21 protein-coding genes and 1 pseudogene are annotated in these 22,339 nt (G+C 61.9%); 10 read left to right on the top strand and 12 right to left on the bottom strand.

Features of this window, described 5'->3' with window-relative positions; genetic code table 11:
• Positions 1-7 precede the first annotated feature (7 nt).
• Genes oppB through WI754_RS04025 form a run of 3 tightly spaced genes read left to right on the top strand, consistent with a single transcriptional unit; the run spans position 8 to position 3,657 of the window.
• Positions 8-931, top strand: coding sequence for an oligopeptide ABC transporter permease OppB (gene oppB, locus WI754_RS04015; RefSeq protein ID WP_349436370.1), 924 nt, complete (start codon positions 8-10; stop codon positions 929-931).
• A complete protein-coding gene (locus tag WI754_RS04020) occupies positions 924-2,054 on the top strand; it encodes an ABC transporter permease subunit (protein ID WP_349436371.1) in 1,131 nt (376 codons plus the stop codon). Before oppB ends, WI754_RS04020 begins: the two co-directional genes overlap by 8 nt.
• Position 2,055: 1 nt before the next feature.
• Entirely contained in the window at positions 2,056-3,657 is a 1,602-nt protein-coding gene (locus WI754_RS04025; RefSeq protein ID WP_349436372.1) for an ABC transporter ATP-binding protein, read from the top strand.
• Positions 3,658-3,690: 33 nt separating this feature from the next.
• Here WI754_RS04025 and WI754_RS04030 read toward each other — a convergent pair whose 3' ends face one another.
• Positions 3,691-4,620: a DMT family transporter gene (locus tag WI754_RS04030; RefSeq protein ID WP_349436373.1), complete on the bottom strand. Its 930-nt coding sequence runs from the start codon at positions 4,618-4,620 to the stop codon at positions 3,691-3,693.
• A 270-nt stretch (positions 4,621-4,890) separates the two neighbouring features.
• On the opposite strand from WI754_RS04030, the gene WI754_RS04035 reads away from it, so the two are divergent.
• The 3 genes from WI754_RS04035 (at position 4,891) to WI754_RS04045 (ending at position 8,823) form a co-directional block, all read left to right on the top strand.
• A complete protein-coding gene (locus WI754_RS04035; protein WP_349436374.1) occupies positions 4,891-7,194 on the top strand; it encodes an FdhF/YdeP family oxidoreductase in 2,304 nt (767 codons plus the stop codon).
• Entirely contained in the window at positions 7,194-7,517 is a 324-nt protein-coding gene (locus WI754_RS04040; RefSeq protein WP_349436376.1) for a hypothetical protein, read from the top strand. Before WI754_RS04035 ends, WI754_RS04040 begins: the two co-directional genes overlap by 1 nt.
• 238 nt (positions 7,518-7,755) lie before the next feature.
• A complete protein-coding gene (locus WI754_RS04045) occupies positions 7,756-8,823 on the top strand; it encodes a DUF475 domain-containing protein (protein ID WP_349436377.1) in 1,068 nt (355 codons plus the stop codon).
• An 85-nt stretch (positions 8,824-8,908) separates the two neighbouring features.
• Here WI754_RS04045 and tnpA read toward each other — a convergent pair.
• From tnpA to WI754_RS04075, 6 genes and pseudogenes are all read right to left on the bottom strand, one after another.
• Positions 8,909-9,343, bottom strand: a pseudogene (gene tnpA / locus WI754_RS04050) (IS200/IS605 family transposase).
• A gap of 207 nt (positions 9,344-9,550) precedes the next feature.
• Positions 9,551-9,721 carry a hypothetical protein gene (locus WI754_RS04055; RefSeq protein WP_349436378.1) on the bottom strand — a complete coding sequence of 57 codons (171 nt, stop codon included), beginning with the start codon at positions 9,719-9,721 and terminating at the stop codon, positions 9,551-9,553.
• A 175-nt stretch (positions 9,722-9,896) separates the two neighbouring features.
• Positions 9,897-11,414, bottom strand: coding sequence for a tripartite tricarboxylate transporter permease (locus tag WI754_RS04060; protein WP_349436379.1), 1,518 nt, complete (start codon positions 11,412-11,414; stop codon positions 9,897-9,899).
• Between the two features lie 9 nt (positions 11,415-11,423).
• Positions 11,424-11,915 (bottom strand): tripartite tricarboxylate transporter TctB family protein, encoded by a 492-nt coding sequence (locus WI754_RS04065; protein ID WP_349436380.1) that lies wholly within the window; start codon positions 11,913-11,915, stop codon positions 11,424-11,426.
• The gene (locus tag WI754_RS04070) at positions 11,912-12,856 is read right to left on the bottom strand and encodes a tripartite tricarboxylate transporter substrate binding protein (RefSeq protein ID WP_349436381.1); all 945 of its coding nucleotides are present in this window, start codon (positions 12,854-12,856) and stop codon (positions 11,912-11,914) included. Before WI754_RS04070 ends, WI754_RS04065 begins: the two co-directional genes overlap by 4 nt.
• 259 nt (positions 12,857-13,115) lie before the next feature.
• Entirely contained in the window at positions 13,116-14,183 is a 1,068-nt protein-coding gene (locus tag WI754_RS04075) for an ABC transporter substrate-binding protein (protein WP_349436382.1), read from the bottom strand.
• Between the two features lie 78 nt (positions 14,184-14,261).
• Between WI754_RS04075 and WI754_RS04080 the strand changes: the two genes are divergently transcribed.
• Together WI754_RS04080 and WI754_RS04085 are read left to right on the top strand one after the other, a co-directional pair.
• A complete protein-coding gene (locus tag WI754_RS04080; RefSeq protein ID WP_349436383.1) occupies positions 14,262-14,936 on the top strand; it encodes a response regulator in 675 nt (224 codons plus the stop codon).
• Positions 14,936-16,327 carry a sensor histidine kinase gene (locus WI754_RS04085; RefSeq protein ID WP_349436384.1) on the top strand — a complete coding sequence of 464 codons (1,392 nt, stop codon included), beginning with the start codon at positions 14,936-14,938 and terminating at the stop codon, positions 16,325-16,327. The genes WI754_RS04080 and WI754_RS04085 overlap by 1 nt, the downstream gene beginning before the upstream one ends.
• On the opposite strand, the gene WI754_RS04090 is transcribed toward WI754_RS04085, so the two are convergent.
• Positions 16,324-16,446 carry a hypothetical protein gene (locus WI754_RS04090; protein ID WP_349436385.1) on the bottom strand — a complete coding sequence of 41 codons (123 nt, stop codon included), beginning with the start codon at positions 16,444-16,446 and terminating at the stop codon, positions 16,324-16,326. The two genes, WI754_RS04085 and WI754_RS04090, sit on opposite strands and share 4 nt — an antisense overlap.
• A gap of 444 nt (positions 16,447-16,890) precedes the next feature.
• On the opposite strand from WI754_RS04090, the gene WI754_RS04095 reads away from it, so the two are divergent.
• The gene (locus WI754_RS04095; protein ID WP_349436386.1) at positions 16,891-17,886 is read left to right on the top strand and encodes an MDR family oxidoreductase; all 996 of its coding nucleotides are present in this window, start codon (positions 16,891-16,893) and stop codon (positions 17,884-17,886) included.
• On the opposite strand, the gene WI754_RS04100 is transcribed toward WI754_RS04095, so the two are convergent.
• The 4 genes from WI754_RS04100 to WI754_RS04115 all read right to left on the bottom strand — a co-directional run bounded on the left by WI754_RS04100 (position 17,883) and on the right by WI754_RS04115 (position 20,651).
• Positions 17,883-18,419, bottom strand: coding sequence for a dual specificity protein phosphatase family protein (locus WI754_RS04100; RefSeq protein ID WP_349437720.1), 537 nt, complete (start codon positions 18,417-18,419; stop codon positions 17,883-17,885). The two genes, WI754_RS04095 and WI754_RS04100, sit on opposite strands and share 4 nt — an antisense overlap.
• A gap of 212 nt (positions 18,420-18,631) precedes the next feature.
• A complete protein-coding gene (locus tag WI754_RS04105; protein WP_349436387.1) occupies positions 18,632-19,411 on the bottom strand; it encodes an ABC transporter substrate-binding protein in 780 nt (259 codons plus the stop codon).
• A 145-nt stretch (positions 19,412-19,556) separates the two neighbouring features.
• On the bottom strand, positions 19,557-20,378 hold the full coding sequence (locus tag WI754_RS04110; RefSeq protein ID WP_349436388.1) for a MerR family transcriptional regulator: 822 nt from the start codon (positions 20,376-20,378) through the stop codon (positions 19,557-19,559).
• Between the two features lie 27 nt (positions 20,379-20,405).
• Positions 20,406-20,651, bottom strand: a complete 246-nt coding sequence (locus WI754_RS04115; protein WP_349436389.1) for a type II toxin-antitoxin system RelB/DinJ family antitoxin — start codon at positions 20,649-20,651, stop codon at positions 20,406-20,408.
• 271 nt (positions 20,652-20,922) lie between these two features.
• Between WI754_RS04115 and WI754_RS04120 the strand changes: the two genes are divergently transcribed.
• The gene (locus WI754_RS04120; protein ID WP_349436390.1) at positions 20,923-22,191 is read left to right on the top strand and encodes a 4-aminobutyrate--2-oxoglutarate transaminase; all 1,269 of its coding nucleotides are present in this window, start codon (positions 20,923-20,925) and stop codon (positions 22,189-22,191) included.
• The last annotated feature ends 148 nt before the right edge of the window (positions 22,192-22,339 follow it).

Below are 22,339 nucleotides of genomic sequence, written 5' to 3' on the forward strand. Positions count from 1 at the left end.
CAAAACCATGATCTCCTTTGTCCTGCGCCGCCTCGCGAGCGCCGTGCCGACCCTGTTTATCGTCGTCACGATTTCCTTCTTCCTGATGCGGTTCGCCCCCGGCGGCCCCTTCAATCTCGAGCGTCCGCTGCCGCCACAAACCATGGCGAACCTGATGGCGACCTACCATCTGGACCAGCCGCTCTGGAGCCAGTACCTGTCCTACATCGGCAATGCCGTCACCGGCGACTTCGGGCCGAGCTACATCTACAAGGACAACACCGTCGCCGAGCTGATCGGCAAGGGCCTGCCCTATTCGATCGAACTCGGCTCCTACGCGCTCCTGCTGGCGCTGATCGGCGGCGTTCTCGCCGGCACGCTGGCAGCCCTCCGACAGAACAGTTTCCTCGATTTCCTGATCATGTCGATCTCGACCGTCGGCGTTACCGTGCCGAACTTCGTCGTCGGTCCGGTGCTGACGCTTATCTTTGCCATCACGCTCGCCTGGCTGCCCGCCGGAAGCTGGGGCGACGGCTCGCTGCGCTTCCTGATCTTGCCGATGATCGCGCTCGCTCTGCCGCAGCTTGCGGTCTTTGCCCGGTTGACGCGCGGCTCGATGATCGAGGCGCTGCACACCGACCACATTCGCACGGCCCGCGCCTATGGCCTGCCGTCGCGCGTCGTCGTCGTCACCCATGCGATGCGCGCCGCCATGCTGCCGGTCGTTTCCTATCTCGCGCCCGCTGCCGCAGCGCTGCTCACCGGCTCGGCCGTCGTCGAGACGATCTTCACCATTCCCGGCGTCGGCCGCTACTTCGTGCTCGGCGCGATCAACCGCGACTACACGCTGGTGATGGGAACCGTGGTGCTGATCGCCATCTTCGTCATCGTCTTCAATCTCCTGGTCGACATTCTCTACGGCCTTCTCGATCCGAGGGTTCGCCATGACTGATATCGTCACCACCCCGGCTCTGCCGCCCGAAACCGCCAGCCGAAGCCTGTTCCAGCTCGCCACCATGCGCTTCCGCCGCAACCGCGCCGCCATGGCCGGCTGCGTCACGCTGGTGCTGATCGCAATGTTTTCCTTCCTCGGCCCCTATTTCGTCAGCCACACCTACGACCAGGTCTTTCCGTCCTATGTCTCGATCCCGCCGAGCTTCGAGCCACGGCCGGACGCGTCGAGCCTGCAGGAGGTGATGGAAGGCGTTGCCGGACGGGCGCGCGTCGACCTGAAGGAGTTTGCCGTCGAAGGCCAGACCTTCACGGCCACAGTGACATCCGACGAGCCGATCGATCCGCGCGCCACGCGCTACTTCGACCGGGCCAACGAATTCGACAGCACGCAAGTGGTGGCGACCGAAAACGATGGAAAGACGCTGAAGCTCACTGGCCGCGTCTCGCGGGAATATTTCCTGTTCGGCACGGATTCCAACGGCCGCGACCTGATGGCCCGCGTCATGCTCGGCGGCCAGATCTCGATTGCCGTCGGCTTGCTTGCGAGCCTCGTCTCGCTCAGCATCGGCGTTCTCTACGGCGCCACCTCCGGCTATATCGGCGGCCGCATCGACAATGTCATGATGCGTTTCGTCGAAATCCTCTATTCGCTGCCCTTCGTCTTCCTCGTCGTCGTGCTCGTCGTCTTCTTCGGACGCTCGTTCATCCTGATCTTCCTCGTCATCGGCGCGGTGGAGTGGCTGGACATGGCCCGCATCGTGCGCGGCCAGACGCTGGCACTGAAACGGCGCGAATTCATCGGCGCGGCGCAGGCGCTGGGGCTGACAGACTGGCAGATCATCCGCCGCCACATCATCCCGAACACCATCGGCCCGGTCGTCGTCTTCGTCACCGTCGTCGTGCCGAAGGTCATTCTGCTCGAAAGTTTCCTCTCCTTCCTCGGCCTCGGCGTTCAGGCGCCGCTGACGAGCTGGGGCGCGCTGATTGCGGAAGGCGCCAACAACATCCAGTCGGCGCCATGGCTTCTGATCTTCCCGGCGATCTTCTTCGTCCTCACCCTCTTCTCGCTGAATTTCGCCGGCGACGGCCTGCGCGATGCGCTCGACCCGAAGGACCGTTGACATGACTGATTCACGGGAAACAATTCTCGCCGTCCGCAACCTCAAGGTCAGTTTCTCGACCCCGGATGGAACGGTGGAAGCGGTCAAGGGCATCGATCTCGACGTGAAGGCCGGCGAAACGATTGCCGTCGTGGGCGAATCCGGCTCCGGCAAGAGCCAGACCATGATGGGCATCATGGGCCTGCTTGCCGGCAACGGTACGGTCACGGGATCGGCAAAATACCGCGGCCAGGAACTGGTCGGCCTACCTCTGAAGGCGCTGAACACTGTGCGCGGCGCCAAGATCACCATGATCTTCCAGGAACCGATGACCTCGCTCGATCCGCTCTACACGATTGGCCGCCAGATCGCCGAACCGATCGTCCATCACCACGGCGGCACGTTCAAACAGGCCCGCATCCGGGTGCTCGAACTGCTCGAACTGGTTGGCATTCCCGAACCGAAGCGGCGGATCGACAGCTATCCGCACGAACTCTCCGGCGGCCAGCGCCAGCGCGTGATGATCGCCATGGCGCTCGCCAACGATCCTGACATCCTGATCGCCGATGAGCCGACGACGGCGCTCGACGTCACCATCCAGGCGCAGATCCTCGACCTGCTCAATTCGCTGCAGGCCAAGTTCGGCATGGCCGTCGTGCTGATCACCCACGACCTCGGCATCGTCCGCCATTTCGCCAGCCGCGTTGCCGTCATGCGCCGCGGCGAGGTGGTCGAGACGGGAACCACTGCCGACATCTTCGAGCGGCCGCAGGCGGACTATACCAAGATGCTGCTGGCCGCCGAGCCGCGCGGCCACAAGGCACCACCGGCGAACAACGCGCCGATCGTTCTCGAAGGCGCGAATGTTGCCGTCGACTATGCCACCGGCGGCGGCCTGTTCGGCAGCTCCGCCGGGGTGTTTCGCGCCGTCGATGGCGTCAGCATCCGGCTGAAGCAGGGCCAGACCATCGGCATCGTCGGCGAATCCGGCTCCGGCAAATCAACGCTCGGCCGCGCGCTTCTGCGGCTAATCCCGAGCAGCGGGCGCTACCAGTTTGGTTCGACGAACATCTCCAATTTCAGCCGCTCCGCCATGCGGCCGCTGCGCCGTGAGCTGCAACTGGTGTTCCAGGATCCGTATGGATCGCTGTCGCCGCGCCAGACGGTGGGCGAAATCGTCACCGAGGGGCTCTATGTCCACGAGCCGCAGCTCAGCCGCGCCGAGCGTGACAGGCGGGCGATCGAGGCGCTCAAGGAGGTCGGCCTCGACCCGGCCGCCCGCAACCGCTATCCGCACGAATTCTCCGGCGGCCAGCGGCAGCGCATCGCCATTGCCCGCGCCATCATCCTCAAGCCGAAGGTCGTCATTCTCGACGAACCGACCTCGGCGCTCGACCGCTCGGTGCAAGGGCAGGTCATCGACCTTCTGCGCGACCTGCAGAAGGCAAATGGCCTCTCCTACATCTTCATCAGCCACGACCTGTCGGTGATCAAGGCGATGTCGGATTACGTGGTGGTGATGAAGAACGGCAGGATCGTCGAGGAGGGCAATACCGACGCGATCTTCGAAGCGCCGCGCGAGAGCTATACCCAGACCCTGATGAGCGCCGCCTTCACGGCCTGACCGGAACAGGAGTCCGGACTTGAACGTCCGGGCTCACACGGTTCGCTTCGCGTGTTCCTGCGGTTTCAGCCGCTTCAGCTGCTGTTCGCGGAAGAAGATGAACAGGCCGGAGGCGATGATCAGGGCGGAGCCGAGGATAACCGTCCATCGCGGCGTATCGCCGAAGAAGATCCAGCCGAAGACAACAGCCCAGAAGAGCAGCGTATATTGCAGCGGCACGACGGTGGCCGCATCCGCCAGTTTCAGCGAGCGGGTGACGAGGATATGGGCGAGCATGGCGACGATGCCGAGAAGGCTGAGGCACGCCAGGGCCTGCATGTCCATCGGCGCCCAGCCCACGGGATTGGCGCCGACACCGACCAGCGAGAAGATCAGGGCGCCGCTCAGCTGCCAGAAGATCAGCGTCGTATCCGGCGTTGATCGCAAGGTTCGGCCGAGAAGGAGCGCGAAGGCATAGGCCGCGCTGCCAACGAGCGCGATCAGCGCCGGCAGCGAGAAACTCTCGCTTGAGGGCTCGAGCGCGATGACGACACCGGCAAAGCCGATCAGGATTGCCGTCCACCGCCGCCAGCCCACATGCTCACCGAGCAGGAACGGAGACGCCGCGGCGACATAGATCGGCGCCGCCAGCCAATAGGTCATCGCATCGGCAAGCGGCATATAGGCGACGGCGAAATAGAAAGCGGATGCATCGACGGCAAAAAGCAGCGACCGCAGTCCCTGCAGCCACGGCCGATCGACGATGAGCAGGCTGCGCCACCCGCGCTTGACGAAAAACGGAATAAGCACCACCAGCGCCGCCAGACTGCGGATCGTCATCAACTGGCTGACGGAATAGGTCGAAACCAGCCATTTCCCCATCGTGTCGTTGAGCGAGAACATCAGCATGCCAAGCAGCATGAAGAGGACGCCGGTGCGGGCGGCGTTCGAAGTGTGAGCAATGGGGGCTGTTGCGGCAGTCATGGCATCGGTTCCGGGAAAGATGCCTGCCACTCGCACATTCTGGCACTGCAATCCATCCACGAAAATCGATGAGTCGATGAACAATCGGAATGCAAGCCTCGCTCGACCACTTCCATCTCTTTGATGCTGCACTGCAGCATGATAGAAATATCCTATTAGCGCATGCGAAATGGGCCATTGAAAGAAAACCGAAATTCGATCACAAGCCTGTGTAACCGAACTTTTTGATCAAGTTTCTTCTATCGACCGCGCGCGAGGATCGCTTCGTTCATGGGCAAGACTGTTTTCATCGGCAAGCGTTCCAGCGCGGCAGGCGGCTGGGGGGCGCTGAAAAGCTGCGGCAAGCGGCTTCTGGAAAGCGGCTCGCCGCTTTCGGGCGCCCGTGCCTTGCTGAAGGCCAACCAGCCCGATGGCTTCGACTGCCCAGGTTGCGCCTGGGGTGATCCGGAACATGGGTCCTCGTTCGAATTCTGCGAGAACGGCGTCAAGGCCGTTGCCTGGGAAGCGACGGACAAGCGCACGCCGCCCGACTTCTTCGCGGCCCATACAGTCTCCGAGCTGAAGACCTGGAGCGACTACGCGCTGGAACAGCAGGGCCGGCTCACCCATCCCATGCGCTACGACCGCGCCACGGACACCTATGTTCGCGTCAGCTGGGATACCGCCTTTGCCGAGATCGGTGCGATCCTTAACAGCTTCGACACGCCGGACCGGGCCGAGTTCTACACCTCCGGCCGCGCCTCCAACGAAGCCGCATTCCTCTATCAGCTCTTCGTCCGGCTCTACGGCACCAACAATTTTCCCGATTGCTCCAACATGTGCCATGAGGCAAGCGGCATCGCGATGAAGCAGGCGGTCGGCGTCGGCAAGGGCACGGTGCTGCTGGAGGATTTCGAGAAGGCCGATGCCATCTTCGTCATCGGCCAGAACCCAGGCACCAACCATCCGCGCATGCTCGGCGATCTCCGCCGCGCGGCCCAACGCGGTGCGAAGATCGCCGTCTTCAATCCGGTTCGCGAGCGCGGCCTGGAACGCTTCGCCGACCCGCAGGACAAGCTGGAAATGCTGCGCGGCGGCTCGACCGAGATCGCCAGCGACTATTTCCAGCCACGCCTCGGCGGCGACATGGCGGCTGTTCGCGGCATGGCCAAGGCTGTCTTCGCGGCGGATGACGCAGCACTTGCGGCGGGCGAGCCCTCTGTTCTGGACCTCGGTTTCATCAACCGGCACACTGCGGATTTCGACGCCTATCGCGCCGCTGTTGATGCGACCACGTGGGAAGAGATCGAGGACCAGTCCGGCCTGACGCGCGCCGAAATCGAGCGGGCGGCGACAATCTATCTTAGCGCCGAGCGGGTGATCTGCACCTGGGCGATGGGCGTCACCCAGCACCGGCATTCGGTGATCACCATCCGCGAGATCGCCAATTTCATGCTGCTGCGCGGCAATATCGGCAAGCCGGGTGCCGGCCTCTGCCCCGTACGCGGCCATTCAAACGTCCAGGGCGACCGCACCGTCGGCATCAACGAGAAGCCGCCGGCGGCCTTTCTCGACGCACTGGAGCAGGAATTCGATTTCAAGGCGCCGCGGCACGAGGGCCACAACGTGCTTGCCGCCATCGGCGCGATGCTGGATGGCTCGGCAAAGGCGTTCATCGGCCTCGGCGGCAATTTCGCGCGCGCAACACCGGACAGCCCAATCATCGAAAAGGCGCTGGCCTCGCAGAAGCTGACGGCCAACATCGCCACCAAGCTCAACCACTCGCACCTGATGCCGGGCGAGGTGAGCTTCATCCTGCCCTGCCTCGGCCGCACCGAAATCGACCGGAATACGAAGGGCGTCAGCCAGATCGTCACCGTCGAGGATTCGATGAGCATGGTGCACGGCTCCGGCGGCATCAACAAACCGGCATCGCCCGAGCTGCGCTCCGAAGTGGCGATCATCGCAGGCATCGCTGCCGCGACCGTCGGTTCGGTAAAGGTCGATTGGGCAGCACTTGCCGATGACTACGACCTGATCCGCGATCACATTGCCAACGTGATCCCCGGCTTTGAAAACTACAACGAGCGCGTCCGCAAGCCGCGCGGCTTCCATCTGCGCAATGCCGCCGCCAATCGCGAGTGGGAAACGCCGGAAGGTCGCGCCACATTCTGGGCCGGCCCGCTCCCCGATGCCGTCGAACATCAGGTCGCCCGCGGCCAGGACGGCGTTTTCGTGCTGCAGACCTTCCGCTCGCACGACCAGTACAACACGACGATCTACGGCATGGACGACCGCTATCGTGGCGTTTACGGCGAGCGCAACGTCGTCTTCATCAACCCGGCCGACCTTGCCGACCTCGGCGCCGAGAGCGGTGACCGCGCCGATGTGATCGGCCGCCACGGCGACGGCATCTCCCGCATCGCAACCAACTTCCGCTTCGTACCCTATGATATCCCGCGCGGCTGCGTCGCCGGCTACTATCCGGAACTCAACGTGCTCGTGCCCTTGTCGAGCGCCGGGGACGAGAGCGATACGCCGACGTCAAAATCGGTACTGGTATCCTTCCGCACCAAAGCCACAGATGCAGCCTGATGCCGGATAGCCCGTCCGAAGGCGATTTCCTTGCCCTTGTCGAGGCTATCTGCGGCCAGGATGCCACGCTTTCGCCGCTGGGTGCGGGCATCATCGCTGCCATTTCCGAAGGGATCGCCGATGACAGCCGCACCTTTGCCAAGCTATTCGGCATCGCCCACGCGCTCGTCCTGCGGGAGACCAATCTGCTTTGCGGACCGCAGGCGCCGATCGAAATCGTCCGTCGCGACGCCCGCACTCAGAGAGCGCACCTCAAACTTACCGTAAAAGGCAACATACTCATGGCCGGCGTCCTTGACCTTGGCCATATCGTTGCTAAGTAAGAACCATCTCCGCAGTGCAGGGCATTCTAACACGCCTGCGGAGTCAAACCTGATACCGGGCCCCTCTGGCGAGAATCTACGGCGCTCTCGTGATGTCGGTATCACCCGCAAATAAGCCGGCGGACTATAAGCACATGACAATCCATCTCATGCGTTCTTCGCATGCCGTTCGTGGCATGCGGGATTTCTCCATTTATTCAACCCTTGCTCCGAGCTTTGACGGATCGGAGGTGCGCCCATGAGGCCCGCCTCGCAACCCTCGACGCTCGGCTATTTCAAATGGGCCTTCATTACGACGGCCGCAGGTCTGGCGCTCGGCGCCTGGCTCGGCTGGACCACGACAGGCACTCTGGGCGGCATGGCCACCGTCTTCTTCATCTGCACGGTGCTTGCCGTGCTGGAAATCTCCCTCTCCTTCGACAACGCCATCGTCAACGCCAACAAGCTCAAGGAAATGTCGCCGGTCTGGCAACACCGGTTCCTGACCTGGGGCATCATCATCGCCGTCTTCGGCATGCGTATCGTCTTCCCGCTTCTCATCGTCGTGATCGCAGCCAACATCGGGCCAATCGACGCCCTTGTGCTGGCCGCTTCACGCCCCGAGGAATACGCCCGCATCATGAACGAGGCGCATCTGCCGATCGCCGCGTTCGGCGGGACATTCCTGATGATGGTCGGCCTGAAGTTCTTCTTCGACCACGAGAAGGACATCCACTGGATTGCTTCATTGGAACGCGGCATGTCGCGCTTCGCGACGATCAAGGGCGTCGAAATCGCCTTCGTGCTCGTGCTGATCCTGGTGTTTTCATCCTTCCTGCACGGCGAGGAAGCCACCACCTTCGTCTATTGCTCCATCTACGGCCTCCTGACCTTCCTCGCGGTCGAAGTGGTTGGCGGGTTGCTCGACGCATCGCAGCAGACGATGAGTGCTGCGGCAAGGGGCGGTCTCGGCGCTTTCATCTATCTCGAAGTGCTGGACGCCAGCTTCTCCTTCGACGGGGTGATCGGCGCCTTCGCCCTGACGCAGAACCTCTTCGTCATCGCCATCGGACTCGGCATCGGTGCCATGTATGTCCGTTCGATGACGATTATGCTCGTGGAGAAGGGTACACTCGCCGAATATCGCTATCTGGAGCACGGTGCCTTCTACGCGATCCTGATCCTGTCGGTGATCATGTATTGCCAGACGCTGGTGCATATCCCGGAAGTCATCACCGGTCTCGGTGGGGCGGCCCTGATCGGCATCTCGCTGTGGTCCTCGATCCGCCACAACAGGCGCGAGCAAGCTGAACACGCCAACGCCTGACGGCTGTCACGCAAGTCATGACCTCCACCAGAGGTGGAGGTTTGAAACGCTGCGCGTGAACCACTAGAAGTGGTTTTGTTAGCGCTTAGTAGCTAGGCTTGAAGAGGTCGGCAAAGTCGGAAGCTTTGTCGGCCTTTTCCTGATTACGGATGTATTGTCTGACGACCTGCTCATTCTAGCCCGTCGTCGAGACGAAATAGCCGCGTGCCCAAAAGTGATACCCCTTATATCGCCGCTTGCGGGCATATTTGTTGGCAACATAAAGAGCGGTCTTGCCTTTCAGAAAGCCGACAATATGCGCCACTGAGTATTTCGGCGGGATCGATATCAGCATGTGCACATGGTCGGGCATCAATTGGCCCTGCTCGATCTGGCAGCCCTTTTGCAGCGCCAGCCGAAGTAAGAGTTCACCCAACTCACGCCGTCCGTCCCCGTAGAGTCTTTTCGTCCGGAATTTGCTGCCAAAGACCACATGATATTTGCAGTCCCAGGTCGCATGTGAGAGCGATTGGTCATCCATATAACCTCCATGTTCGAATGTCTTGGCCACACCAATGGTTCAAGCAGGAGGTCTCTCAACTACCGTGTAGAACTCGTCCAGCCCTCCACCGTAGGTGGAGGTTTACTTTGCATGCAACGAAAAGCCCGCCAATCCATGGGATTGGCGGGCTTTTTTCATTCTGATTGCTGCGGCTGAACCTGCAGCGCTCAACAGTAGACCTTGGAATTAGCCACGCTTCACGGAACGGAACTTCGCGGGATCGATACCGAGAGTGTAGAGGTCGCGGTCCAGCGGACGGCGGTGGCCCTCAACAGCCGCGGCTGCGGCCGTGGCCGCGCCAAAGATGGCGATGGCATTACCGAAGAAGCCTCGGGCAGGTTTACGAAGGGCGGACATCTCTTTTGCTCACTTTCTGGTCTGGTTGATCGTGTTTCATTCGATGAGTGGAAGATGATCCTTTGGGCACCGCTTTACAATGCACAGGAATTCATCCCAGCCATGCAAATAGGAAAGGCCCGGTTAACATCAGCTAACCGGGCCTTTCCCTGTGACGGTCTTGGGAGGAGCGCCGTCAATCTTCGCTTGCGGCGAGTTGGGCGAGTACCTCGCCACGACCCCGCGCCCGCAGGATCAAGGGAATGATCAGAGCGGCCGCCGCGATCACCAGGAGAACGGCGGCAATCGGCGAGGTGAACAGCACCGTGACATCGCCTTGGCTGATCGCCAGGGCCCGGCGGAGCTGCTGTTCCGCCAGCGGCCCGAGGATCAGGCCGACGACGACAGGCGCGATCGGATAGCCGAAGATGCGCATGACATAGCCGAGCAGGCCGAAGGCGAGCAGCATGCCGAGTTCGAACACCGACGGGTTGGCGCCGATGGTGCCGAGCGTCGCGAACAACAGAATGCCGGCATAGAGCCAGGGCTTCGGGATCGTCAGAAGTTTCACCCAGAGGCCGACCAGCGGCAGGTTCAGCACGAGCAGCATGAAGTTGGCGATCAGCAGGCTGGCGATCAGGCCCCAGACGAGCTGCGGGTTGGTCGCAAACAAAAGCGGGCCGGGCTGCAGGCCGTATTGTTGGAAACCGGCCAGCATGATTGCAGCCGTCGCCGTGGTCGGCAGGCCGAGCGTCAGCAGCGGCACCAGCGTGCCGGCTGCCGAGGCGTTGTTGGCCGCTTCCGGACCGGCGACACCCTCGATGGCGCCGTTGCCGAATTCTTCCGGATGCCTGGTCAGCCGCTTTTCGGTGGCATAGGAGAGGAACGTGCCGATTTCAGCGCCGCCCGCCGGCATCGCGCCGATCGGGAAACCGATCGCCGTTCCGCGCAGCCACGCTTTCCACGAACGCGCCCAATCCTGCCTGTTCATCCAGACGGATCCCTTGACCGCTTCGACCTTGTCCGGCCCGAGGTCACCTTGTGCTGCGATATAGAGCGACTCGCCAATGGCGAACATCGCGACTGCCAGCGTCGTCACCTCAATCCCGTCAAGCAGATCGGGAACGCCGAAGCTCATCCGCGTCTGGCCGGTCAGCTGGTCGATGCCGATGATGGCGAGCGCAAAGCCGATGAACAGCGAAGTCAGCCCGCGCAGCGTCGAATCGCCGAAGGCCGAGGAGACGGTGACGAAGGCAAGCACCATCAGCGCGAAATATTCGCGCGGGCCGAACACCAGGGCCAGCTTGACGACGAACGGCGCGATGAAGGCAAGCGCCATGGTCGCGATCAGGCCGGCGACGAACGAGCCGATTGCAGCAGTGGCCAATGCCGGTCCACCGCGCCCGGCCCGGGCCATCTTGTTGCCTTCGAGCGCAGTGACGATCGACGCACTTTCGCCCGGCGTATTCAGGAGAATAGAAGTGGTCGAGCCGCCATACATGCCGCCGTAATAGATGCCGGCAAACATGATGAGCGAGCCGCCCGGATCAAGCTGGTACGTCACCGGCAGAAGCAGTGCCACGGTGAGCGCCGGGCCGATGCCGGGCAGAACGCCGACGGCGGTTCCAAGCGTCACGCCGATCAGGGCGTAGAGGAGGTTCATGGGCTGGGCGGCGACGAGCAGGCCCTGCAACAGGAAATCGAATGTATTCATGTCAGGGCCTTACCAAAACAGGTGTTCGAGCGGACCGGCGGGCAGCGACAGTTGCAGCAGTCCGGCAAAGACCAGCCAGACGGCGAGACAGAGCGCGATGCCGATCGGGATCGTCATCCACAGCTTGCGCTTGCCGAAGGCTGCCGCCGTTGCGGCAAAGAGCAGTCCGGTCGCGATCGAAAAACCGAGCGTTTTCAGAAGCAGCATCTGTACGGCGAGACCGCCGACGATCCAGACGACGGGGCCGAACTCCTGGCGGTCGCGCGCCGGAAAATCACCCCGGAGTGCTTCAAACACGGTCCAGACCGCCAGGATCAGCAATCCGCCGGCGATCACGAACGGAATGGTGGCCGGGCCGATGCCGGAGTAGCCCCCCATGCTCGCAAGCCGCGACGCATCCCAGAAGATCAGGCCGCCGAGTGCTGCAAGGAAGACGGCGATCAAAAGCGCCGCCCTGTCAGGGCGGCGTGTTTCCGTCGAAGGGGTGTGACCCTTGCTCATTGAACCAGACCAATGTCCTTGAGGACCGTTTCGGTTGCCGAAATGTCCTTGGCGAGCTGCTCCTTGAAGGCATCACCGGCGAGATAGGTATCCTGCCAGCCCTTGGTCTTCAGGGTTTCCTGCCAGCTGGCGGACTTGACCAGCTTCTCGATGTCTGTCGAAACGGCAGCTTTCTGCTCGTCGGTCAGGCCGGGAGCGGCGGCAACCATGCGCCAGTTCTGCACCACCACGTCGAGGCCGCTTTCCTTGATGGTCGGTGCGTCGACGCCGGCGATGCGCTCGGCGCTCGACACGGCGAGCAGACGAAGCGTGCCCGATTTCACTTGGCTTTCGAACTCGCCGTAGCCGGAAATGCCGGCTGTCACCTGGCTGCCGAGAATGGCGGCCAGCGCTTCACCGCCACCGGAGAACGCGATGTAGTTGATCTTGGTCGGATCGACGCCTGCAGCCTTGGCGATGAGGCCGACTGCGATATGGTCGGTGCCGCCGGCCGAGCCGCCGCCCCAGGAGACCGCGCCCGGATCCTTCTTCAGCGCCTCGACGAGATCGCCGAAGGACTTCAGCGGCGAATCCGCCGGAACGACGATCGCTTCGTACTCGCCGGTCAGGCGGGCGATCGGGGTGACATCATTCAGCGTCACCGGTGACTTGTTGGTGAGGATGGCGCCGACCATGACATAGCCGCCGACGATCAGGGCATTCGGGTTGCCATTCGACTGGCTGGCGAACTGTGCAAGACCGATGGTACCGCCGGCACCCGGGACGTTCTGCACCTGGACGTTGCCGGAAATGCCTTCCTGCTGCATCACGGACTGGATCGAGCGGGCGGTCTGGTCCCAGCCGCCGCCCGGATTGGCCGGCGCGATGATGGTGTAGTCAGCGGCAAAAGCCGGCAGCGCGAGAGCACCGGCGAGAATGGATGCCAGAAAAAACTGTTTCAAGATTAGTCCTCCGTCAGGCGCGCTCTTTGATCTGGCGCGCAGTGTTCATCTTCGCGGACGGGGGTTGGCTCACTCTGGATCGGGCGCGCGTTCGCTTCTTGGGCAAAACAACGCCGGGTCTGGTGAAACTCCTCCCATTCGCCTCGATCATCCGCCTCCACGGATGATGAAGAACCACAAGGCACCACAGGAAGCTGTCATCTACCTGACATCGAGCGGAACCTTGCCTGAATAATCTCCGCTAATTTTTCCGCTTCGTCTACTGGAGGCGCAAAACTTCGTTCCAGCGGGCGATCAGCCGCGCCCGCTTGACCTGATCGAGATAGACCATCAGGCCGGGACTGACCGGAACCGGCCGCAACTGTCCGCCCAGCATCTCCCGCATCGTATTGGCCGTGTTGGCGCCGGCGACATCCGGGCTGACGGCGGGTATCTGCAATTCACGCGCCATGATCGTCTGGCCTTCCTTCGACATGAAGAATTCCAGATAGCGCCGGCCGAGATCGGGTGAGGCGGCCGCCTGCGGCACCAGCCCGATGCGCGACATGACGACGGTATAATCCCGCGGCAGGACAATGCCGACATCCGGGTGGCGCGAGGCCCAATCGGCGGCGTAGGAACCGAGAATATTGTAGCCGAGCACGAAGCGACCGTCGGAGACCCGCTCGAGAATGGCCGAACTGGTGGAATAGAGTTTGACGCCTGCGGCACCCATCGTCTGGATCACCGACCAGATATCGCCGAACTGTTCCTGGTCCCGCGCCATGAACAGAAAGCCGACGCCGGACCGCTCGATATCGTAGGTGCCGATCTTTCCATAGACGGCGCTGCCGTGACGCTTGAGATAGTCGACGAACTCGGCCCGCGTCGACGGCGGCTTTTCCTTTGTGAAACTCGGCTTGTGATAGACGAAGACCGCCGGCTCGAAAGTCAGCGCATAGGCGGTGTTGCGCCAATTGGCCCAATCCGGCCAGCGAGCGCTCATCGGCAGGTCGCTGCGCTGGGCATAGCCGTCATTGCTGAGCTTGACCTGCAGGTCCATCGCCGAGGAGAAGGCGAAGTCCGCGGTCTTTTCGCCCGCGTCGGTTTCCTTGACGATCCGGTCGTAGATCTCGCCGGTCAGCATATCCTCGTAGCGCACCGCCACATCCGGATTGGCCTTCTGAAAACCGACGATCATCGGCCGCGCCAGGGGTTCGTCGAGCGAGGAATAGACGACGACGGTCGAGGCAGACGGGTTTCCCGAGAGCGCCGGAAAAACGACCGGCTCGGCGGCGGCGGGCAGCGAGATTCCACAGAGAAAGCTGAGACAGAGAAGGAAGCGCATAAAACGATATTGCCGCAGCCTCTGTCCGTTCACAAGCCGAAGCACGACCGCTAGAGTACCATCAGGGAGACAGCGGATTTGCGGATACTACTGGTCGAAGACAACAAGGCGCTTTCGGAAGGGCTTGTCGCCATCCTGCGCGGCAGCGGCTATGCGGTCGATGTCGTCAGCGACGGCGCATCGGCCGATGCCGTGATCGCGACCGAAAATTTCGATCTAGTCATTCTCGACCTGACCTTGCCGGAAATGGACGGGCTCGATGTGCTGCGCTCGATGCGCGCCCGGCAGAACAAGGCAGCGGTACTGATCCTGACGGCGCGGGGGACGCAGGAGGAGAAAATCCGCGGCCTCGATCTCGGCGCCGACGACTACATGATCAAGCCCTTCGACGTCAGCGAGTTCGAGGCCCGCGTCCGCGTGCTCTTGCGCCGGCAGGCGGGGCTTCGCTCCTCCCTCGTCAGCTATGGCAAAATCTCCTTCGACCTCAACTCCCGCACCTTTTCCGCCGGCGGCATCACCGTCGATATTCCGGCCCGTGAGCTTGGCCTACTTGAAATCCTGATCATGCGGGCCGGAAAGGTGGTCGCCAAGGAGGCAATCATCCAGTCGCTGACCGCCTTCGACGACGATCTGAGCGCCAATGCCATCGAGCAGTATGTCAGCCGGCTGCGCAAGCGGCTGGCACCGCACGGGCTGACGGTCCGCACGGCGCGCGGCATCGGCTATTATCTCGACAAGATGGCGGACGGCTGATGGCGCGGGCTGCCTATTCGCTGCGCCGCAGGCTGCTTGCCTGGCTGCTGATCTCGACGGTGGTCATCGGATGCCTCGCCTTGATCGACACCTACCGCGAGGCGGTGAAGACGGCGAATGTCGTCTCTGACCGTGTGCTTGCCGGCTCGGCGCTGGCGATTGCCGAGCGGGTCGTGGTTGCGGAAGACGGTTCGCTGGAAGTGGACATTCCCTATGTCGCGCTGGAAATGCTGACCTCGGCGGCGCAGGACCGCGTCTTCTACCGGGTCGACGGACCACCCGGCCAATTCATCACCGGCTATCAGAACCTGCCCTCGATCACGGACATGAAGGGCCAGTCCGCGGTGTATGCCGACGCGCAGTTCCGTGGCGAACCGATCCGCGTTGCGGCGCTGGAGCGCTCGGCCTCCACCGGCATCAACTCCGTACCCTTCGTCGTCACCGTCGCCGAGACCACCATCGCGCGGCGGCAATTGACGCAGGCCATTCTTTTGCGTTCGGCCCTGCGCCTGCTGATGATGATCCTCGGCGCCGCGGCGATCGTCTGGGTCGCCGTGACCTTCTCGCTGCGGCCGCTCTATCGTCTGGGAGACGCCATTGCCGAACGAAGTCCCGACGACCTGCACCCGATCGAACAATCGGTGCCGAGCGAAGTCGAGGGGCTGGTCGAGACGGTCAATTCCTTCATGGTGCGGCTGCAAGCAGCACTCGATGCGCTCCGGCATTTCTCCGGCAATGCCAGTCACCAGTTGCGCACCCCCCTTGCGATCATCCGCACCCAGCTTGCCCTTTCCACCCGCGCCACGACGCTGGAGGAAGCGCAGGCCGCGGCGCGCAAGGGCGACGAAGCCGTGGCACATGCCGAACGCATCCTCGCGCAACTGCTCCTGATGGCGAAGATCGACGCCGCCGGCTCGAAGGAGCCGCAACCCGTGGAGATCATCGACCTGATGGCGCTAGCGCAGGAGATCACCGGCGATCGAGTGCCCGGTGCCGGCGACGCGGGCGTCGATCTCGGCTTCGAAGGTGAGGGCGAGGCGCTGATCCGCGCCGAACCCCTCCTGATCGGCGAGCTTCTCCGCAACCTGATCGAAAACGCCATCGCCTATGCCGGCAAGGGCGCGGAGGTGACCGTTCGTGTCGGAATCGAAAACAACACCGTCCGCCTCGACGTTGAAGACAATGGCCCGGGCATCCCGACGGAGAACCGGCAGGTCGTGCGCCAGCGTTTCGCGCGCGGCGGACGCGGCGAAGCACCGGGAATGGGGTTGGGACTTCCGATCGTCGAAGAAATCGCCGGACTGTTCGGCGGACATCTCACGCTGGGCGATGGGCCGGATGGCAAGGGGCTGAAAGCCTCCGTGACGTTTCCGGCCGCTGCTGCTGCCTAGCGTTGGCGACCCGTCATCAACGAGGACGTTTCACGGGTCTGAACGAGAAGGATCGCGTTCCAGATCATCTGGACAAAACCGCGATCAGACGGGTTCGACAGCTTGCGCTGCGAAAACATGATAAGCTCCATAGGATTGTTGCGAGCGCCTGATAGCACGCCGACAGGTATTTCTCCAGAGCGCGGAAGGAAAACCTGCCTTGCGCGGCAAGCATGGCAGATAAATCTGAAATTCATCTTTATTTTATACACATCTTAAGAAGTAAGATGCAGCGATATATTTTGATATAATCGTGGATAATCGCCTGTCGATTCAAGGCTTTGTTTCGAAGCCGCCAGCAAAATTCCGCAGCTTTTTCTGATCCAAACCGTCAGACCCGATCATTGCCGGCCTCACGCCAATCTCCCCCTTGAGCGGGAGATGCCCGGCACGCCAGACGGGAGTGAGAAGGCCACTGTCGTGTGCTGGGCACATAGGCACAAACCGCCTTCCTTTGTCTTTGGTCCAAATGGCTTTTCGCGTTTTCCCATGCGATGTTGCGCCAAAACAGACGGGAGAAAACCATGACGGATCATTTCAGGGCGCTGGTGATCAAGGAGCGCGACGGCAAACCGGTCAGCGACTTCAAGGAACTGACGCTTTCGGACCTGCCAGATCACGATGTGTTGGTCGAGGTGCTGTTTTCGACGCTCAATTACAAGGATGGCCTCGCCATTTCCGGCAAGGGCCGCATCGCCCGCCGTTTGCCGATGGTCGCCGGCGTCGATCTCGCCGGCGTCGTGGTCTCATCCCGTAATTCGGACTGGAAGTCGGGCGACAAGGTCGTCGTCAACGGCTGGGGCATGTCCGAGACCGAATGGGGCGGCTATACCCGCTTTCAGAGGTTGAAGCCGGAATGGCTGACCCGCCTGCCGGACGCCTTCAGCCTCGAGCAAAGCATGGCGATCGGCACCGCCGGCTATACCGCCGCCCTTGCCATTGACGCGCTGGAACGATGGGGCAAGATCAAGACGGATGATTGCGAGGTTCTCGTGACCGGCGCCGCCGGCGGTGTCGGCTCCGTCGCCGTCACGCTTCTTGCCAGACGCGGCTACAAGGTCACCGCGTCGACGGGACGCCCGGAAACCCACGACTATCTTGCGACGCTCGGTGCAATTGGCTTTGTCGATCGCGCCGAACTGGCGGAGAAGGGCGGCGCCCTGCAGAAGGAGCGCTGGGCCGGCGCCATTGATTCCGTCGGCTCGACCACGCTCGCCAATGTGCTGGCGCAGACCGTGCAGAGCGGTGCGGTCGCCGCCTGCGGCCTTGCCGGCGGAGCCGACCTGCCCGCGACCGTGATGCCGCATATCCTGCGCGGCGTTGCGCTACTCGGTATCAATTCGGTGACGGCGCCGCATGCGGAACGCGACAAGGCCTGGGCGATCCTGGCAGAAAGCCTCGATCGCACGCTTCTGGCGGCGATGACGACGGTCGAGCCGCTGTCGAACCTGCCGCAGTTGGCCGACGACATCGTCGCCGGAAGGATCCGCGGCCGCATCGTCATCGATGTGGCGCGTTAGCCTTGGGCTGGTTGCCCATCTTCCTCCAGGCCAAAATGGTCTTCCAGCCGATGCCAGCTTTCATCCATCGCGAAGGCCGGTGAAAAATAAGGAATGGCGACGTGACCGAAGAAAAGGGAGAGCTGCCGTTCCGCGGCATCTTCCGCCATACCGGCAATTTGCTGGCTATAGATGACCGAGACCAGCCCGGTGCGATCCGCACCGGATTTGCAGTGGATCAGGATCGGTTTGGGGGCGTCCTTGAGAAGGACCACCAGCCGGTCGGCCTGCGCTGGCGTCAGCTGTTTTGACGCGGACATGGCGAAATCGATATGGGTCAGATTAAGACGCTTTGCTGTAGCGATTTCGTGATCGTACCAGGCCTTGTTTTCACTCGCACCGCGCAGGTTGACGACCGTTTTCACGCCGTATTTCCTGACGTATAGCTCAATCTGGGAGGGCGATGGTTGAGCCGAGCGGTACAGCTGGCCCGGGATAACCGTATGGAAATTTCCGCTGAGCTGCAAAAAGGCGAGATAAGCCCCAAACCCCATCGTCACGACTAACGCCATTGAAAGAAAATGGGCGATTGGCCTTTTTTTCAGTCGTCCTGACAGCACAGCGCACGCTGACCGCCTTATGAAGACGGCCCCCTGATGATTTCGACATCAGGGGGAATGCCCATCGAAACTGACAATGAGCTGAATGCATTTGCGGCACGATTGGGTGGCGCCTGCGCACGAGACCACCCCCGCGGACTGATCGCTTATTTCATCGTGTACACGTCGATGGTGAAATACTTGTCATTGATCGTCTTGTAGGTGCCGTCGGCACGGATATCGGCCAACGCCTTGTTCAGCTTCTCACGCAGATCGTTGTCGCCCTGGCGCACGGCGATGCCGACGCCTTCACCCACGAATTTCGGGTCGGTGATCGGTGTGCCGATCAGTTCACAGCATTTGCCGTCATCATTCTTGGTGACCCAGTCGAGCATGGGCAGCATGTCGCCGACCTGCATGTCGAGGCGGCCGTTGACCATGTCGAGATTGGCTTCGTCCTGTGTCGGATAGAGCTTGATCTCCGCATCCGGATAGGCTGCGGCGATAAAATCAGCCTGCGTCGTACCGGACTGCGCGCCGATCACCTTGCCCTTCAGCGCCTCGTTGGTGAACGCGGTGATGCCGGCCCCCTTCGGTGCCACATGGGTCATGGCGGCAAGATAGTAGGGATCCGCGAAGGCGACCTGTTTCTTGCGTTCCTCGGTGATGAACATCGAAGCGATGATCATGTCGTATTTCTTGGCGAGAAGGCCAGGAATGATGCCGTCCCAATCCTGCGCCACCACCTCGCATTCAACCTGCATCTTGGCGCAGAGCGCAAGGCCGATATCGACGTCGAAGCCACCGATCTTGCCGGCCGAATCGACGAAATTGAACGGCGGATAGGCGCCCTCCGTGCCGATCTTCAAGGTTTCGGCTGCATTCGCCGATGTCATGTAAATAGTGGCGGCACAGGCGAGCGCCAGTGCGATGACCTTGTGTCTCATCTACTCAGTTCCCCTTGTTGCACACCGTTTTCGGTGCTTCCCGGAAACTGTAGGCCTGACGGGCACATAAACGAAATAGATAACGGCAATAGCCGGTATAAACCAGCTTGATTGCCTCAGGCGCTGAAACACGAGAAGGGAAGCATCAGAATGTCGGCGGCGTGTTGATCCACAAAAGCACCGTCTCGCCGTCATGCCGGTTCGACCAGGCGTGATGGCGGCGGCTCTCGAAATAGAGCGAGTCGCCGGCGTTCAGGTCATGGAACTGATCGGAATCGAGCACGAACTCCACACGTCCCGACAGCACGTAGACGAATTCCTCGCCCTCATGCTTGTAGGCACCCTCGCTGGAGGCGCCGGGTTCGAGCACGAAACGATGGCAATCCATCTGGTTACGGCCCTCGGCCAGAAGCTGAACCGTCACGCCCGGCGTCGTGCGCGGCCAGGTCCGCCATTCGCCGGAACGGATGAGCGCCCGGACCTCCGGCTCGTCCTCGCCGGAGAGGCTGGAAACGGTCGTTCCGAAATATTCGGCAAGATTGTGCAGCACCGCGACGGAGACGCCCTGCGAGGTGCGCTCTAGCGTCGAGAGAACGGAAGCTGCAATGCCGATATCGCCGGCCACCTGCTCGAGCGTCTTGCCTGCCGCGTGCCGCAAGCTCCTGAGCTTGCGTCCGACCTGCGATGCCGGACTTGTATCTGCAGCAGCAGCGGCATCATCGGACTCGCCGGCTTCCGCCTCGAGTGCTTCACGAATGGCTGCCGGATTGAGGCCGCGCTCGGCGCGGAACCAGGAGACGCGCTTCAATTGGGCGACGTCGCTTTCGCTGTATTGCCGATGCCCGGTGACGGAGCGCTCCGGCACGACGAGCCCCTGCGTCTCCCAGAGCCGCAAGGTCGATGCCGAGACGCCGGCAAGCCGAGCTGCCTCCGCGACCTTGTACCGAACGGGGATGGCATCGCTCATGGGCCGCCACACGAAATTCTCATGCCGTCAATGTTCCAGATCGTGAAACAGGTCTTCGCCGCTGTCCAGATGGCGCGGACCCCGATCGCCGGGAAGCACAGGCTCGCCGTCCGGCACCTTCAGTTCGAAGGGCAGGCGCTTTTCTTCGGCAATGCGCAGCATCAAGAGGCGAATAGCGTCGGAAACCGAAAGCCCCATGGCGTCCAGCGCGGCAATGGCTTTCTGTTTTGTTGCGGAATCGATGCGGGCACGGATAATGGCATCAGCAGTCATGGCATCATGCTCCATTGCTACGCGTTACAATGATGCGGCGCCAACCCCGAAAGAGACCCATCGAGCATCGCCGCGAAAATCCTAAGTGCTCGAAGTGTCAGAAAAATATCCATTCAACGCTCACCGCATCAATGTAGCCACACATGCCGCCGAGTGACAAGAAAAAGCATCACAAATGCTGTATTTCCGATCACCATAATTAATTTGCAAACCTACAGAAAAAATATAGGATTTGCAAAAATTACGTTCCTCACACCTCAGGATGACCACCGTGACCAGTTTGACCGATCGCAAGAATGCAGCCATTTCCCGCGGCGTGGGCATGACCACGCAGATCTACGCAGACCGCGCGGAAAATTCCGAAATCTGGGACAAGGAAGGCAATCGCTACATCGATTTTGCCGCCGGCATCGCCGTGGTCAACACCGGCCACCGCCACCCTCGCATCATCGAGGCCGTCAAGGCGCAGATCGATCGCTTCACCCACACCTGCCACCAGGTCGTGCCTTACGAAAGCTATGTCCATCTCGCCGAGCGCCTCAATGCGCTGGCGCCGGGCAATTTCGCCAAGAAGACGATTTTCGTCACCACGGGTGCCGAGGCCGTTGAAAATGCGGTGAAGATCGCCCGCGCCGCGACCGGCCGCCAGGCCATCGTCGCTTTCGGCGGCGGCTTCCATGGCCGCACGTTCATGGGCATGGCGCTGACGGGTAAGGTTGTCCCCTACAAGGTCGGCTTCGGCGCGATGCCGGGCGACGTCTTCCATGCCCCCTTCCCGATCGAGTTGCATGGCGTCAGTGTCGAGCAGTCGATCGCCGCCCTGAAGAAGCTGTTTGCCGCCGACGTTGATCCGGCCCGTGTCGCCGCCATCATCCTGGAGCCGGTGCAGGGCGAAGGCGGCTTCTATCCGGCGCCCGCATCCTTCATGCGCGCCCTTCGCGAAATCTGCGACCAGCACGGCATTCTGCTGATCGCCGACGAGGTGCAAACCGGCTTTGCCCGCACCGGCAAGCTGTTTGCCATGGATCACCACGACGTGGCAGCCGATCTGATGACCATGGCGAAAAGCCTCGCCGGCGGCTTCCCGCTCGCAGCGGTCACCGGCCGTGCGGAAATCATGGACGCGCCGGCACCGGGCGGCCTCGGCGGCACCTATGGCGGTAGTCCTATCGGCATCGCCGCTGCCCATGCCGTTCTCGACATCATCGAGGATGAAAAGCTTTGCGAGCGCGCCGAACAGCTGGGCAGCCGCCTCAAGCAGCGCCTCGCCGCCATCCGCGAACAGGCGCCGGAAATCGTCGATATCCGCGGTCCCGGCTTCATGAACGCCGTCGAGTTCAACGACGTGAAGACCAATCTGCCGAGCGCCGATTTCGCCAACCGCGTGCGCCTCATCGCTCTGGAAAAGGGGCTCATCCTCTTGACCTGTGGCGTGCACGGTAATGTCATCCGTTTCCTCGCGCCGATTACCATCCAGGACGAGGTCTTCGCCGAAGCGCTCGACATTCTCGAAGCGTCGATCATGGCAGCGCGAGCCTGACGCAGACTGGACGGTATTGAAAATCACATCGGGCAGCCGTTCTGTTGCTGCCCGATGGACCCGGCCGTGTTTATCGGCTATCGGCATCGTCCCGCGACGACACGTGCCGCCCCGCGCCCTCGACGCGTGGACCGCCAGAAAGGATCAC

This window comes from Pararhizobium sp. A13 (genome assembly GCF_040126305.1).
Classification (GTDB): Bacteria; Pseudomonadota; Alphaproteobacteria; order Rhizobiales; family Rhizobiaceae; genus Pararhizobium.

What these genes read in the sequence shown, in the direction of transcription:
- WI754_RS04100 (WP_349437720.1), bottom strand. Translation starts at nt 18,419, where the DNA reads ATGGGGTTTGGGGCTTATCTCGCCTTTTTGCAGCTCAGCGGAAATTTC.
- WI754_RS04085 (WP_349436384.1), top strand. Translation starts at nt 14,936, where the DNA reads ATGGCGCGGGCTGCCTATTCGCTGCGCCGCAGGCTGCTTGCCTGGCTG.
- WI754_RS04090 (WP_349436385.1), bottom strand. Translation starts at nt 16,446, where the DNA reads ATGTTTTCGCAGCGCAAGCTGTCGAACCCGTCTGATCGCGGTTTTGTC.
- WI754_RS04065 (WP_349436380.1), bottom strand. Translation starts at nt 11,915, where the DNA reads ATGAGCAAGGGTCACACCCCTTCGACGGAAACACGCCGCCCTGACAGG.
- WI754_RS04030 (WP_349436373.1), bottom strand. Translation starts at nt 4,620, where the DNA reads ATGACTGCCGCAACAGCCCCCATTGCTCACACTTCGAACGCCGCCCGC.
- oppB (WP_349436370.1), top strand. Translation starts at nt 8, where the DNA reads ATGATCTCCTTTGTCCTGCGCCGCCTCGCGAGCGCCGTGCCGACCCTG.
- WI754_RS04055 (WP_349436378.1), bottom strand. Translation starts at nt 9,721, where the DNA reads ATGTCCGCCCTTCGTAAACCTGCCCGAGGCTTCTTCGGTAATGCCATC.
- WI754_RS04075 (WP_349436382.1), bottom strand. Translation starts at nt 14,183, where the DNA reads ATGCGCTTCCTTCTCTGTCTCAGCTTTCTCTGTGGAATCTCGCTGCCC.
- WI754_RS04035 (WP_349436374.1), top strand. Translation starts at nt 4,891, where the DNA reads ATGGGCAAGACTGTTTTCATCGGCAAGCGTTCCAGCGCGGCAGGCGGC.
- WI754_RS04110 (WP_349436388.1), bottom strand. Translation starts at nt 20,378, where the DNA reads ATGAGCGATGCCATCCCCGTTCGGTACAAGGTCGCGGAGGCAGCTCGG.
- WI754_RS04105 (WP_349436387.1), bottom strand. Translation starts at nt 19,411, where the DNA reads ATGAGACACAAGGTCATCGCACTGGCGCTCGCCTGTGCCGCCACTATT.
- WI754_RS04040 (WP_349436376.1), top strand. Translation starts at nt 7,194, where the DNA reads ATGCCGGATAGCCCGTCCGAAGGCGATTTCCTTGCCCTTGTCGAGGCT.
- WI754_RS04025 (WP_349436372.1), top strand. Translation starts at nt 2,056, where the DNA reads ATGACTGATTCACGGGAAACAATTCTCGCCGTCCGCAACCTCAAGGTC.
- WI754_RS04020 (WP_349436371.1), top strand. Translation starts at nt 924, where the DNA reads ATGACTGATATCGTCACCACCCCGGCTCTGCCGCCCGAAACCGCCAGC.
- WI754_RS04095 (WP_349436386.1), top strand. Translation starts at nt 16,891, where the DNA reads ATGACGGATCATTTCAGGGCGCTGGTGATCAAGGAGCGCGACGGCAAA.
- WI754_RS04045 (WP_349436377.1), top strand. Translation starts at nt 7,756, where the DNA reads ATGAGGCCCGCCTCGCAACCCTCGACGCTCGGCTATTTCAAATGGGCC.
- WI754_RS04115 (WP_349436389.1), bottom strand. Translation starts at nt 20,651, where the DNA reads ATGACTGCTGATGCCATTATCCGTGCCCGCATCGATTCCGCAACAAAA.
- WI754_RS04060 (WP_349436379.1), bottom strand. Translation starts at nt 11,414, where the DNA reads ATGAATACATTCGATTTCCTGTTGCAGGGCCTGCTCGTCGCCGCCCAG.